The organism is Bacillus sp. 16GRE42, assembly GCF_019837435.1.
In the GTDB taxonomy this organism is placed as follows: domain Bacteria; phylum Bacillota; class Bacilli; order Bacillales; family Bacillaceae_G; genus Bacillus_A; species Bacillus_A wiedmannii.
Genome location: NZ_JADAXF010000002.1, coordinates 693814 through 709479 on the forward strand (window position 1 = coordinate 693814; position 15666 = coordinate 709479).

Annotated in this window: 9 protein-coding genes; 4 read left to right on the top strand and 5 right to left on the bottom strand. The window is 35.9% G+C overall.

Features of this window, described 5'->3' with window-relative positions; genetic code table 11:
* The first annotated feature begins 144 nt into the window (after nt 1-144).
* Nucleotides 145-2511 carry an accessory Sec system translocase SecA2 gene (gene secA2, locus ILS93_RS15900; protein ID WP_222660858.1) on the top strand — a complete coding sequence of 789 codons (2367 nt, stop codon included), beginning with the start codon at nt 145-147 and terminating at the stop codon, nt 2509-2511.
* 14 nt (nt 2512-2525) lie between these two features.
* Nucleotides 2526-3407 carry an accessory Sec system S-layer assembly protein gene (locus tag ILS93_RS15905; RefSeq protein WP_087979592.1) on the top strand — a complete coding sequence of 294 codons (882 nt, stop codon included), beginning with the start codon at nt 2526-2528 and terminating at the stop codon, nt 3405-3407.
* 110 nt (nt 3408-3517) lie between these two features.
* On the opposite strand, the gene ILS93_RS15910 is transcribed toward ILS93_RS15905, so the two are convergent.
* Together ILS93_RS15910 and ILS93_RS15915 are read right to left on the bottom strand one after the other, a co-directional pair.
* Nucleotides 3518-3889: a hypothetical protein gene (locus ILS93_RS15910; protein WP_064473720.1), complete on the bottom strand. Its 372-nt coding sequence runs from the start codon at nt 3887-3889 to the stop codon at nt 3518-3520.
* A 198-nt stretch (nt 3890-4087) separates the two neighbouring features.
* Nucleotides 4088-5566 carry a SulP family inorganic anion transporter gene (locus tag ILS93_RS15915; protein WP_064473719.1) on the bottom strand — a complete coding sequence of 493 codons (1479 nt, stop codon included), beginning with the start codon at nt 5564-5566 and terminating at the stop codon, nt 4088-4090.
* Nucleotides 5567-5754: 188 nt separating this feature from the next.
* Here ILS93_RS15915 and ILS93_RS15920 point away from each other — a divergent pair, with 188 nt between their 5' ends.
* Nucleotides 5755-6219, top strand: a complete 465-nt coding sequence (locus ILS93_RS15920; RefSeq protein ID WP_064473718.1) for a hypothetical protein — start codon at nt 5755-5757, stop codon at nt 6217-6219.
* Between the two features lie 27 nt (nt 6220-6246).
* Here the strand turns inward: ILS93_RS15920 and ILS93_RS15925 are convergent, their stop codons facing one another.
* Nucleotides 6247-7803, bottom strand: a complete 1557-nt coding sequence (locus tag ILS93_RS15925) for a fatty acid--CoA ligase (protein WP_064473717.1) — start codon at nt 7801-7803, stop codon at nt 6247-6249.
* Nucleotides 7804-8008: 205 nt separating this feature from the next.
* A complete protein-coding gene (locus tag ILS93_RS15930; protein WP_002007015.1) occupies nt 8009-9499 on the bottom strand; it encodes a coproporphyrinogen III oxidase in 1491 nt (496 codons plus the stop codon).
* A gap of 260 nt (nt 9500-9759) precedes the next feature.
* On the opposite strand from ILS93_RS15930, the gene ILS93_RS15935 reads away from it, so the two are divergent.
* Complete coding sequence (locus ILS93_RS15935) at nt 9760-11499, top strand: S-layer homology domain-containing protein (protein ID WP_064473716.1); 1740 nt, start codon at nt 9760-9762, stop codon at nt 11497-11499.
* Nucleotides 11500-11555: 56 nt separating this feature from the next.
* Here ILS93_RS15935 and ILS93_RS15940 read toward each other — a convergent pair whose 3' ends face one another.
* Nucleotides 11556-15512, bottom strand: a complete 3957-nt coding sequence (locus ILS93_RS15940; protein ID WP_222660860.1) for a SpaA isopeptide-forming pilin-related protein — start codon at nt 15510-15512, stop codon at nt 11556-11558.
* Nucleotides 15513-15666: the final 154 nt, after the last annotated feature.

A 15666-nucleotide genomic window follows, 5' to 3' on the forward strand; every position in this document is an offset into this window, starting at 1 on the left:
TCTCTTTCTTTATGGCTTTTAAATATATAATATGTAATAACACCTTATTTTTATCCAGTTTTTTCTTCAATTTACTACTTCTACTTATTCAGGATAAACATGTGCTATAATGTAGCTATTGTCAGTAAGAGGAGTGTTTACAACATGCTGAATTCGGTAAAAAAACTGTTAGGAGATTCTCAAAAGAGAAAACTAAAAAAATATGAACAACTTGTTCAAGCAATTAATAATCTAGAAGAAAAACTATCTGATTTATCTGATGAAGACTTACGTCATAAAACTATCACATTTAAAAACATGCTACACGATGGAAAAACAGTGGATGATATAAAAGTAGAGGCGTTCGCTGTTGTACGTGAAGCTGCAAAGCGTGTACTTGGATTACGTCACTACGATGTGCAGTTAATTGGTGGCCTTGTACTATTAGAAGGTAATATTGCAGAGATGCCAACTGGCGAAGGAAAAACATTAGTTTCTTCTCTTCCAACATACGTACGTGCTCTTGAAGGAAAAGGCGTTCACGTTATTACTGTAAACGACTATTTAGCAAAGCGAGATAAAGAATTAATCGGCCAAGTGCATGAATTTCTAGGTTTAAAGGTTGGATTGAATATTCCTCAAATTGATCCTACCGAAAAGAAACTTGCTTACGAAGCTGATATTACATATGGTATTGGAACAGAATTTGGCTTTGACTATCTACGTGATAATATGGCCGCTTCAAAAAATGAGCAGGTACAACGTCCCTACCATTTTGCTATTATCGATGAGATTGATAGCGTTTTAATTGATGAAGCGAAGACGCCTCTTATTATCGCTGGTAAGCAATCAAGCAGCTCTGATTTACACTATTTATGTGCAAAAGTTATTAAATCATTCCAGGATACTCTTCATTACACGTACGATGCAGAAACGAAATCTGCTAGTTTTACAGAAGACGGTATTACAAAAATAGAAGATTTATTTGATATCGATAACCTATATGATTTAGAACATCAAACTTTATATCATTATATGATTCAAGCATTACGAGCTCATGTCGCTTTCCAATGTGATGTTGATTATATTGTACATGATGAAAAAATTCTACTTGTAGATATTTTCACGGGCCGCGTTATGGATGGCCGCTCTTTAAGTGACGGTTTACACCAAGCTCTTGAAGCGAAAGAAGGTTTAGAAATCACAGAAGAAAACCAAACACAAGCGTCCATTACAATTCAAAACTTCTTCCGTATGTATCCAGCATTATCTGGTATGACAGGTACAGCAAAAACAGAAGAAAAAGAATTTAACCGTGTATATAACATGGAAGTTATGCCGATTCCGACAAACCGTCCTATCATTCGTGAAGACAAAAATGACGTCGTGTACGTAACAGCCGATGCTAAATATAAAGCTGTACGTGAAGATGTTCTAAAACACAATAAACAAGGACGCCCGATTTTAATTGGGACAATGTCTATTTTACAATCAGAAACCGTTGCTCGTTACTTAGATGAAGCGCATATTACATATCAATTATTAAATGCAAAAAGTGCAGAACAAGAAGCCGATTTAATCGCAACAGCTGGACAAAAAGGACAAATTACAATTGCAACGAATATGGCCGGACGAGGTACTGATATTTTACTAGGTGAGGGTGTCCATGAAATTGGTGGATTACATGTAATTGGAACAGAACGCCATGAATCAAGACGCGTTGACAATCAGCTAAAAGGTCGTGCTGGTCGTCAAGGAGATCCAGGTAGCTCTCAGTTCTTCCTTTCTTTAGAAGATGAAATGCTAAAACGTTTCGCACAAGAAGAAGTCGAGAAATTAAATAAATCACTGAAAACAAATGAAACAGGACTTATTCTAACTTCTAAAGTTCATGACTTCGTGAACCGTACACAATTAATTTGTGAAGGTAGCCATTTCTCAATGCGTGAGTACAATTTAAAGTTAGATGATGTAATAAATGACCAACGTAACGTTATTTATAAATTACGTAATAACTTGTTACAGGAAGATATAAATATGATTGAAATTACTATTCCAATGATTAATCATGCTGTAGAAGCCATTTCTAAGCAATATCTTTTAGAAGGTATGCTTCCGGAAGAATGGGATTTCGCTCGTTTAACAGAAAATATAAACGAAATTTTACCAGTAACAAATATGCCATCACTATCAGCGAATAATGTACATTCACCGGAAGATTTACAATCCGTTTTGAAAGAAACATTATCTCTTTATAAAGAGCGCGTAAATGAACTAAATAGCCATACTGATTTACAGCAGTCGCTACGATATGTTGCCCTTCATTTCCTAGATCAGAACTGGGTAAATCACTTAGATGCGATGACCCACCTAAAAGAAGGCATCGGGCTAAGACAATATCAACAAGAAGACCCTACTCGTCTGTATCAAAAAGAAGGTTTAGATATCTTTTTATACACATATGGTAATTTCGAAAAAGAAATGTGCCGCTATGTTGCAAGACATTTAGGTGTTCCTGAAAACGTACAATAACGAGGTGAAAGATAATGTTATCATTCCTAAAAAGAGCTAAGAAAAGCGGAAAAGATACGACTGTCTCTAGTAATCAATTATTCGGACAAGAAGAAACAAATACTGAAAATAAAACTGTTAAACCAACGCTTTACTTCCACCCAAGCTGGGGTGCAGTAGCACAAGAACAAAAATACATTTATCAATTTTTACATAAAGAACTAACACGTTTACAAGAATATCAAATTTCTTTATCTGGAATTGAGATTGAAAAACGTGATAATGGTTATGACGTAGCTGTATTTATTCGTAGCACTGTTCCGAAACCAATTTCTTTCGAAGAGGTTACATTAATTCTTCTAAATAAAGAGAAGAAACTATGTGCCCGCAAAACATTTAACCTTTCTGCATTAGGAGATATTCCTGCAAATGTAAATATGCCATTCATCTTTACATTTGAGCAAGAAACAATTACAGATGCCGAATTATCGCAAACAGATTGGGAATTAGCGTTTGAACTTGAAAGTAAGCATGCATTAGATTTAGACCCATCTTGGGAAGCTCAGTTACCTGAAGCAAGCAAAGAAGCTTTACGTAATTTCGTAGACAATTTAACACCTCCAAATGATGGTGAAATTAACTTCCTAGGTCTGCAAGCTGCAAGAAAAGAAAACGGTGATTTACATACAACACTTCTTATTCGTAACGGTTGCAAAGACAACATTCAACTAGAGCAGCTTCCTCTTCATATTGAAGATGCTTCTGGTGCAGTTGTTGTGAAAGGTGCTTTCACATTACCGAATCTTGAAATTAAAGCGAACACTACAAAACCGTGGTCATTTGTCTTCCCTGCTTCATCTATATTAAAAGAAGATATGGATCTATCTTCTTGGAAAGCGTTTGTACCACAAGACTAATAAGAGAGGCTGCTTCCAAAGCAGCCTCTCTTATTCTTTTTCATACAAAAAGCCTGTTCAAAAAGATGGTCATCACACCTCCTTGGACAGGCTTATTCTTTATGTAAAATTTACTTCGTTACTAATAAACGTTCAATATGATATTCAGCTTCTAATTTGCACATTTCATCTGCGTGTTGCATTTCATGCCTCTTTAAATGCTCTACTTGCTCTTCACTCGGTTTTTCATTAATAAACTCGTTAATTTTTTCATTCACTTTCATCGCTAATGCTTGATGGAAATCTGGATGTCCTTTCAACTCTTCGTCTACTTTATTAATCCAAGTTGATTTTGTGTATAAATATTGTTTCCACTGTTCAACAAATTGCTGCATATCAAATTTTTCTTCATTCCATTCAATTTCTTTCATATACTTCTCAAAAGAAACAACAATTGATCGCGTAATTCCGATCTTCACTCCATGTGGTAACTGTTTGTACATCAAATATTCCCTCCAGCTTAAAGCTCTTCCTTCTGAATATAAAGGAATCTCAAAATTCATATACTTTCTTATAATAGCACATTGCTAATCTAAGATGTTACTATACTGCTAAGATTAATAAATGTCAATAATCTCAAAATATCTCTATATAGAGATATTAAATGCGATAAAAAAACACCCTCATAAGAGGGCATTTCCTTATATAACCTCAGCTTTTACAAACTGTAATTTATCTTTCTGCTCATTACTCGCCAACGTCACTATCGTCTTTTCAACATGCGGATGTACATGTTCCAGCGTCACACTAGCGCCCGCTTTATCCGACTGCTCAACAAAGGTTAACAACGCCATAGCTCCTGATACATCCATATAGCGTACATCTTTCATACGTAAAACAACTGGAGACTTTACGTCTTGTAAAGTATGAAAAACACGATCCACTGTTAGGAAAGAAAGTGGACCTTTAATTTTATACGTCCCTTCCTTTTCTTTTACAATAGAAGCTTTACGTTCTTTACATTTCACCATGTATATAAGGAACGAAAGAATAATACCGAATGCAACAGCGATCATTAAATCAAACTTCACTGTGACAACCATCGTTACAAGCATAACAATGACATCACCTTTTGGTGCTACATGCATTTTCTTCATGCTTTCCCAATCAAACATGCCAATACCAGTTAAAATTAAAATACCTGATAATACAGCAAGCGGAATGTATTGTACGACCGAGCCTAGTCCCATAATGAAAATAAATAATATAACACTATGCATAGATGCTGAAAGCGCCGTTTTACCACCGCTTCTTATATTAACGATAGACCGTACAGTCGCCCCTGCCCCTGCTAATCCGCCAAACAACCCGCTCATCATATTACCGATACCTTGTCCGACCAGTTCTTTATTACTTTTATGACGTGTACCTGTCACATTATCCATTACGACCGATGTCAACAACGAGTCAATCGATCCTAATAAAGCAATACTAAGCGCTGGTAAAATAAGTTCTGCGATCCCTGTTCCACTTAAAGTTGGAATATGAAGCGTCGGCATCGCTTCTGGAATCATTCCAATCTTTTCAATCACCTTATTTAATGACAGATTTCCAATAATCGGTAACTTCACTGAAAGCCCTTCTAACGCAGAAGAAAATAAAGGAAGCAAAGCAGTTACACCGACTAATGCAACTAAACTAGACGGAATGGCCTTAATCCATTTTCCAGAAACAATCATTACAATAATCGTTAATACTACGAGTAGAAAACTATTTTGCACATGCTTCATTTCACCTAAAATAATAATCAATGCAATACCGTTCATAAATCCTGAAACGACAGGATACGGAATGTATCGAACGTAAGAGCCAAGCTTACATACACCGAATAAAACTTGAAACAGTCCCGCCATCATAAAGGCTATAAAACTCGCCTCTAACCCGTGCGTCGCAATAACCCCTGTTGCAATAACCGTAATCGGTCCAGTTGGCCCAGTTACCTGCCCAGGTGTACCACCAAATAACGCCGCAAATAAACCTGCAAAAATCGCACCATACAATCCGACTAGTGCTCCCTCAGACGTTCCCGTTGCAGCAATACCAAATGCAATGGCAAGTGGCAACGCAACAATCGCAACAGTAAAACCAGCTAAACATTCCTTTGCTATTTTTTGAAACATATAAATAACCACCTTCACATTAAGTCCATTTTCCATTGTACACCTAAAAAGATACATTCGTTAGTCCACTTTTTACAGTATCGTGACGTAAACGCATTCAATTGTAAGCTCCCATCACATCTTTGGAAACTATTATAACTATGCTATAATAGATAAATTAAATCTTTTATTATATATTTGGAGGCACTATGCTAACTTTTGAAGAAAAATTATCGATTATTGAATCTTTCCCTGAATTAGAAAGAAAAAACGTATCATTAAAACGCGTGAACTTTCACTTCGAAGAAAGTCGTTTAGATAAAAAGAACGTTGTTTATCACTTACATCCAAATGGAAACGGCTTTGTATATGCAAGTGGTATTAAAGGTTACAAAACGGATGATAAAGGTATGATTAACATCCGCGAATTTTCAGCAGATGAATTACGCTCAGTAATCGAGCAATCAATTGAATTACTTTCACAAGAAGAAGTAGTAATTCCTGCAGAACCTGCAAAAGAAGAAGAATGGCATAACGAAGACGGTCATATCCTTACTCTTATCTCAGAGGATGATATGTGGAACGTGTACGCTGGTGTAAACTTAGACGGTACATTCAACTCTTATCCAGAAGCTGCGGAATACCTTGATGAAGAAGGTTTTTCACGTAAATAAAAATAGAAAGTGGGTATCCCCCACTTTCTATTTTTTTGCTCCTTTTAAAGACTCTCTAAGCACAAACTTCTGTAATTTTCCACTCGCATTACGGGGCAGTTCATCCACAAATAAATAATGACGCGGACGTTTATAATCTGCTAATTCATCACTTTCTTTACAATATATTTCCAAATCATCGTCGGTAATCGCTTCATCTTTCTTTACAATAACAGCCACAACACGTTCTCCCCATAATTCATCTGGCTCTCCAAGCACTGCAACATCTAATACACCAGGATGACTATGAAGGAAATCTTCAATTTCACGTGGATAAATATTAACGCCGCCGCTAATTACCATATCATCCACACGATCTGCGACGAATAAATAGCCATCTTTATCGAAATAACCTAAATCACCCGAGTGATACCATCCTTTATACATCGATTTTGCATTTGCTTCTTCTCGGTTATGATAACCAGCCATCATAGTCGGGCCGCGCAAAATAATCTCCCCAACTTCATAAGGAGGCAATACATCATCCGGTTCTGCTGGTGCATCTTCGCTTGGTTTTACAATGCGAATTTCATGACTAAAGCATGGCGTGCCTGCTGAACCCGCTTTCGTAATTTGATCTTCTTCTACGAGAAACGCAACAACTGGCCCCATTTCTGTCATTCCGTAAATTTGTACAAGATCAATATAAAGACGTTCTTTACATTCCTTCACTAATGCTGGTGCCATCGCCGCTCCGCCATATATACCAATCTTCATCGACGTTAAATCGTACTGTGTTAAATCTTTTTGCAGTAACATATTCCACATCGTCGGTGCTGCAAAAAACGTCGTAATCTTCTCTTCTTGAATCGTATGTAATACTCTATCCGTATCAAAATGATGCAAAATAACATTCTTTCCGCCAACTTGAATGCGCGGAATGATTCCAGCATTTAACTCGCCGCAATGATATAAAGGTGCTACAACAAGTCCGGCACTATCTCTATTATATTTTAAGAAATACGTACAAATCATACTATGCTCAGTCATTTCACGATGACGATGCAATACGCCTTTCGGATGACCTGTCGTACCGCTCGTATATAACATAGAACAATAATCCATTTCATCAATTTCGATATCTATTTTCTCAGAAGATGCCGCATTAACTTTTTCATGGTAAGAACTAGCATAGGAAGGTGTATCTTCTTCTACATACCAAAAAGCCGAATTTGGAAAATCGCGTTCAATGATAGCAACAGTTGATTCAACCGCTTTTTCAAAGACTACTACTTTCGAAGCTGCATCTTGAAGGATATACGATAATTCTTTTGCTTTTAAACGGAAGTTAATCGGGTTAAAGATTGCCCCAATTTTCGCACAGGCTAAGTAAACGTTTACAAATTCACGGCAATTATATAAGTAGACAGATACAGTATCTCCCTTTCTTACCCCTTCTTTCAACAGAGCTTGCGCCGTTTTATTTATTTGCTCATCCCACTGTTTATATGTCCAGCGAATATTTTTTTCCGGCTCTACTAACGCCTCTTTATTTGGATACTTACCAACCGCTAAATCAAATATTCTCCCTATCGTCATGTACATGCCAACAATTTCCCCCTTTTCTCTTTCATAAATCTATCATTTCGTCCATAAGTAGACATTGTCCTCTAATGATTTGACTAATTTTTCTGATTATTATCGACATAGTTTTACAAACAGTGTGGTCTCTTGGTAAATGAAATTATAGCAACTTACTCACAACAATATAAAAAAGAGGCTGTTCCAAATTGGAACAACCTCTTTCTTCTTATACAAATAGCTCTTCTAAAATTTTCAGTTTGTCTTCTGTATATTTTACGAAGCCATCGTTATATGATTTTGGATCTTTCGGATTTGCGAAGTGCGTAATTGCACCTGTCTTCGGATGAACAAATTTACTTGATGCACCACAACCAAGTCCGATAATCGATTGAACTTCTTCCATAATAACAATGTTATAAATACTTTCTTGCGTCGGCATTGCATAACCAACGTTCTCTAAGTTACCTAAAATATTCTTTTGACGATATAGGTAATATGGTACGTAATTATGCTTTTGCGTCCACTCTTCTGCTTCATGCATCATCGCTGTAATTTCTTCGCGACCTGCTACTTTATATTTACGTTTGTTTTGCGTCATTTCAGAAGCACGTTTAAATGATAACGTATGAACTGTTAACGATTCAGGCATTAACTTTTCTGTCTCATCTAACGTGTGCTTGAAAATATCTAGCCCTTCACCTGGAAGACCAATAATTAAGTCCATATTAATATTGTTCATTCCCATTTCACGAGCTAAGTGATACTTCTCAATTGTTTCTTCTACAGTATGATGACGTCCAATTGCTTTTAATGTCTCTTGATGGTATGACTGCGGATTAATACTAATGCGGTCAATATTCCATTTATTTAACACTTCTAGTTTTGCTGGCGTAATTGTATCTGGGCGACCTGCCTCAACTGTTACCTCACGCACATTTTTCACATCTGGGAACGCTTCATACATTTCTTCATACAGCATATCCATCTCTTCCGCTGTAATACTTGTCGGTGTACCGCCGCCGTAATAAATCGTCGTAACTGTTACACCTTTTTCTTTTAAAAACTTACCAATTTCACGAACTTCATAATGTAAACCACCTAAGAATGAATCAACAGAGCCTTGGCGTCCGTTAATTGCATACGCCGGGAATGTACAATATGCACATTTTGTTGGGCAGAATGGAATACCGATATAAATACTTACTTCCTCTTTCAAACGGTATAAATCCGGAACTACCGCTAATTGGCAATCCACAATACGCTGAAGAAGTTCAATTTTCTCTTCATGAATTAAATAGCTTTCACGAAGTTCTTGGTGTGCTTCTTCTTTTGACATACCACTTTGAAGCATTTTATGAAGAAGTTTTGTCGGACGAACTCCTGTTAAAATGCCCCAGCTTTGTTCAAGACCAGTTAACTGCTGAAGAACAGAAAGATATACATAAGAAACAACGTGCTTCACTTGCTTCATACGCTCTTTTTCATCTGTGAAAGCAGATAAATCTTTTGCGAATGTTTCTTCATACACATTTCCAGTAGCAACATCTGTTAAACGAGCAGATGCTTTCACATTCTCTTCAATGTGTATATCAACGATAAGATTTGCTTCCTCTTGTTCAAACCCAATCGTACTATCTTCAAAAAATAAGCCGCCAATATTTTGCAGCGGACGTAAAAAACGATCATCTTGTAACGTTTTAATTGAAATTAACAACATTATCACCTTTTCATTTGCAAACTCTCTTTAGTTTACTTGAAGGGCGTTTGTAGGTCAATACAGAAGGTTTTACCTTATTTCTATATCCTATTTAAAACAAACTGAATATTGGTTTTTCACGAACTTTTCTTAGTTGTATAGACATTGTAATATACTCTTGTTACAATCTAGAACGTATTAGTACTTGCTACTAATTTAAAATACATCTAAAGGAGGACTGTTAACACGACATAGATACTATAACGTGTTAAAAAACAACTATGAAAAAAAGGTTTTACAACATTTTGGCACTAACTTTGGCATTACAAACATTTGTAGCACCTACCCTTTCATTCGCAGAAAATATAGAGAAAACTGCGGAATTGTCTATTGATGAACAAGCTTTAAAAAGCATTGAAGAACATGCAAAGCAGCATAGACATGACGAGGAAAACGACCTTGAAATCTCAGGTGAATATCTTCTCCACTTATCAACAAAACTTCCACTATACGATGCAAACGACTTAAAAACCAAAACAAATATTGAAATTACTGAACGAGTAGTAAAGGCAACGAAGAAAAAAGGTAATACATATTACGTACAAACTACATCCGGTTCTGGTTGGGTTAATAAGGAAAATAATAGTTTAGAAATACAAGAGATTCATAAACTTTCAAATCAAAAACTAATTGTAACTGAAGAAACATCAGTATACTCATTCCCTTTCCAATCGTTTAAAGAAGAAACGATATTACAGCCACAAACAGTAGCTCCTACTGAACAAGCTGGAAATTGGTTTAAAATTCAACTGAACGGAACTGAGAAATGGATTTATGCTCCTTCAGCTACATTCGAAGGTACGAAAGCATCATTATTTGAAAAAACAGGTTCTATCGAAAAAAGAAGCGCAACTTTCTTCAAAACACCATCTAATTTGCCTACAAATAACGTTTATGGTGTTACATTTAAAGAAATGATCGTTCCAAAAGGGAATGAAAACATTCGTCCTGGATACGCAATGGAACCGAAATACATTACAATTCATGAAACTGCTAATACGAGTAAAGGTGCTAACGCGTTAAATCATGCGAAGTACTTAGATAGTCAAGCCCGCGGAAATACTGATCGTTCAGCATCTTGGCATTTTACTGTCGATGATAAAGAAATTTATCAACACCTTCCATTAAATGAAGTTGGTTGGCATGCTGGAAATAAGACCGGAAACTATGAATCTATCGGAATTGAAATTGCTGTGAATAGTGATGGAAATTATACGAAAGCGGTAGAAAATGCCCGGAAATTAGCTGCTTATTTAATGAACGAATTAAACATATCTCTAGATCACGTGCAAAAGCATCAATTTTGGAGCGGAAAAAACTGCCCTGCATTTATGATTCAACGCGGGCAATGGGATGCTTTCTTAAAGGGCACAAACGCTTACTATAATGAACACCGTAAAGATGTTATTCCGCCGCCAGAAGTCCCTCATGAAAAAGACGACATTACAGGTGGATGGTATGAACAAGATATTCGTCAGTTAGCAGCTAGGAAAATTATGTTCGGTGATGGAAATGGTTCTTACTGGCCAAACCGCCTCGTAACACGAGCTGAATTTGCGAATTTAATGTCGCGAGCTTTAAAATTACCTGCCGGAAACGCTAAATTTACAGATTTAAACGAAGCGCATCCATCTTTAGTAGATGGAATTAACCGTGCTGCTAGCGCAGGTATCATTAGTGGTCGCGGAAATAATAAATTTGATCCAACCGCTACAATAACACGTGATGAAGCTGTTATTATGATTGACCGTGCATTAGCATATAACTGGATTTATAGAAAAGAAATGAAATTACCATTCACTGATCAAAATTTAGCATACGATAAGAAGGCATTACAAAATGTTTACGCATACGGAATCGTAAAAGGGAACGAGCGTAATGAATTCGTACCAAAAGGCACAGCAACACGTGCTGAATCAGCCGCTTTTTTAAATCGAATGCTTAAAGTTATTGAAGCTTAAACAAAAAACTAAAAGGCATAAGAGATAACATTTCTCTTATGCCTTTTATAAAACTATTAACTATTTTTAATCATAAATCTAAGTCGTATTCCTAATAAAACAAGGGCAAAACCAACGAATGGAAGATAATTCATATCATGTCCTGTGGCTGGAAGGCGTTGTGCATGAGATGCATCTTGTCCTTTTTCTGGTAAGGTTGGTTGTTCTTTATCTACGTTTACCATTCCTTCACCCGGTTTCTCTGTCTCTTCGCCTGGCTTTTCTGTTTCTCCACCCGGTGTTTCTGTTTCTTCACCTGGCTTTTCTGTTTCTCCACCTGGTTTTTCTGTTTCTTCACCTGGTTTCTCTGTTTCTTCACCTGGTTTTTCTATCTCTTCACCTGGTTTCTCTGTTTCTTCACCCGGTGTTCCTGTTTCTTCACCTGGTTTTTCTATCTCTCCACCTGGTTTTTCTGTTTCTTCACCCGGTGTTCCTGTTTCTTCACCTGGTTTCTCTGGACCTTTGCTTGTTTCTTTTTCATTTGTAATTTGAAGTTTTACTACTTCAATTTTTTGATTAGAAATCGTAAATTCAATTTCCTTATCAGATAAACTATATCCTTCTGGTGCCTGAACTTCTTTTAAAATATAATCTCCTGGCTCTAGTTCTTTCGAAGTTGCTTTACCATTTTCATCTGATGTTAATGTGTCTATTTTTGTTCCATCTTTCAAAATTTCAAACACTGCGCCCGCTAATTTTTTATCTTTATCATTAGCATCTACTTTTATAATTTCTATTTGACCTGTAATTTTTTCTTTCACTTTTTCATTTAATACTTCTTGCTTTATTACTGTATTTGCAACAACATTTACTTCTACCGTTACTTCTAACGCTTTATAGCCTTCCGGCGCTTTCGTTTCTTCTAACGTATACTTACCTGGCACTAAGTTTTTGAATTGTACTACACCGTCTTTATTCGTTGTTTTCGCTTCTCCAACTACTTGACCATTTTCGTTCTTTAGTCTAAATTCTGCGCCTTCTAGAACTTTTCCACTCTCTGCATCCTTTTTGATTACTTGTAAGCTTCCTAGTTCTTTTGCGTTTTCTACTTGTACTTGTACTACTTTGTTTGCTTCCACAACGACTTCAATTTCTTCTTTTAATAATGTATATCCTTGTGGCGCTTTCGTTTCTTTTAATGTGTATGTTCCTGGCTCTAATTTCTGAGAGATTACTTTACCTGTTTTATCTGTTCGTAACGTCTCTACTTTTTTACCATCTTTGTACACTTCAAATTCTGCATCTGATAATACTTTCGCTTTATTTTCTGCATCCACTTTTACGATTTCAAATTGACCAAGGCTCTTACTGTTCATTACTTTTACATCAATAACTTTTTCACCATCAACTGTTACATGAATTACTTGTTTTGTTAACTCATAACCTTCTGGCGCTTTTGTTTCTTCTAACGTATATTCACCAGGCACTAGTCCGTCTACTTTAACAATTCCAGACTTATCTGTTGTAATTCCTTCTTTTACAACATTCCCTTGCGCATCTTTCAATGTAAATTCTGCGCCTGCTAAACGTTTCGCTTGATCTTTATCATCCGTCTTAATAATTTGTAGAGAACCTAAGATTCTTTCGTTTTCCGCCTCTACTTTCACTACTTCTTTCTCGTTTTGTATTGTTACTTTCCATTCTTTATTTGAAAGCTTGTAACCTTCTGGTGCTTTCGTTTCTTTCACTGTATATTCACCTAATGGTAACTTTGGTGACATCACTTTTCCACTCTCATCTGTTTTCAGTTCCGCTACCTTTTTACCATCTTTATATACTGTAAATTCTGCACCTGATAATACTTTCGCTTTATCATTCGCATCTACTTTTACAATTTCAAATTGACCTGTTACTTTTTCATTCATAACTTCTTGTTTTACTACTTCATTTGCTACTACGTTTACTTCGACTGTTACTTCTACTGCTTTATAGCCTTCCGGCGCTTTCGTTTCTTCTAAAGTATACTTACCTGGTACTAAGTTTTTGAATTGTACTACACCGTCTTTATTCGTTGTTTTCGCTTCTCCAACTACTTGACCATTTTCGTTCTTTAGTCTAAATTCTGCGCCTTCTAGAACTTTTCCACTCTCTGCATCCTTTTTGATTACTTGTAAGCTTCCTAGTTCTTTTGCGTTTTCTACTTGTACTTGTACTACTTTGTTTGCTTCCACAACGACTTCAATTTCTTCTTTTAATAATGTATATCCTTGTGGCGCTTTCGTTTCTTTTAATGTGTATGTTCCTGGCTCTAATTTCTGAGAGATTACTTTACCTGTTTTATCTGTTCGTAACGTCTCTACTTTTTTACCATCTTTGTACACTTCAAATTCTGCGTCTGATAATACTTTCGCTTTATCTTCTGCATCCACTTTTACGATTTCAAATTGACCTGTAGCTTTTTCAACAATTTTTTTATTCAACACATCTACAGTCACTGTTTTATTAGCAGCTACATCAACATGAACTAAACTAGATGATAGTTCGTAACCTTTTGGTGCTTCAACTTCTTTTAATGTATATGTTCCAACTGGAAGTTGTTTTGATAAAGCTTCACCTTTACCATCTGTAATAATTGTTTCGACAATGTTCCCATCTTTATCTATAACATCAAATTTTGCACCTGGTAAAAGTTGACCAGATTCACTATCTTTTTTCAATAATTTAAATTGACCATTTTCTACTTTTTTCGTATTCTTCATAACAAATTCAATTATGTTTGTATTATCAATTGTTACTTTTACTGGTGTATCAACTTTTATATATCCTTCTGGTGCACTAATTTCTTTTACAAAATAATCACCAAATGGTAAATCTTTAACTTCCGCAATACCCTTTTCGTTTGTTGTAACAGTAGCCACAACATTATTATCTTTGTCTATAACATCAAATTTTGCGTCTTTTAAAACAATGTTTTCATCGTTTTCATCAACTTTTTTAATTTGTAAATTTCCCTTTTCAGCTGCCGGCTTTTTCCACTTTGGCCAATTAAATTTAAAATTATGAACCTCAAATCCATCTCTTTGATGTAAGCCACCAACATAGACTTGTCCGTTAATTGAACCACCCTTTGTCTCTACAACTGCATTAGGCGCAAATATACTTCCTACTACACCATATCCTTTAGTTGTTATCTTTGTAGCATTAGGGAACACCCAAATGACTTTACTAGCTAACTCAGTAAAAAAGGAATTAGGGTCATATGCTTGAGATGTATTAACTAATGTGAACCCGCCCTTATCTGTTGTATCATACAGGATTGCACCGCCACCAAAATTAACTTCTTCCGCATCTGAATGAATAACCATAAAGTCTTTATTACTTACATTCGGAAGAAAAACGTCTTTTACATCAAATGTTTTCTTTCCATTTTGTCCGGAAGAAACATAAATATTAGGATTATTTACATCTTCACCGATCCCAAAGGTCATACCCGATTTTGGTTTATCCGTATGTAATTGGCCCGCATCCTCAATTACGCTATCAACGTCTTTTCTAAATTCTTTAAATTTAGCATCAATCTCCGCTTGCTCTTTATAAGAGATACGGTCATATGATGATTTCATTGCACCTTCTGGGTCACCGTCTTTTGTCATTGCCACTGTTCCATCTTGAATAATTACTTGTCCTGTTCCCGCTTTCGTAAATTGACCACCTAGTAATAATGATGGATATCCTTCATCTACCCATGTTGCTCCAGCTAAGTTATGCGCTCCCGTTGCAGCCGCTAAGACTGTATAACTTGATGCGTTCATATTTTTTTGAACAGCCATCGCACCCTCAATATCCGCACTCGTTGCACTATGATCTCCAAAAATGATTGCATTGTAATAAGATACATCACCTAAACCTTTTAATTCTGTTGTAGCTGCCTCTGCTTTATATGGTAAATGGATTAAAAAATTCATACATACTAGTAACATAACTATAAAACTACTACTTAATTTTTTTATTTTTTGATTAAATGATTTCCTCAAGAAATTCATTCCCCCTTTTAAACTTCCTAAAACCAAACAAAAAAGCACCTTTCATATGTACCAAGGCTTACTCACAATAACTTAAAATCATCCATTTAAATAAAAACAAGAAACTCTACAACTGATCAATAAAATTACTACAATTCATTTTTGA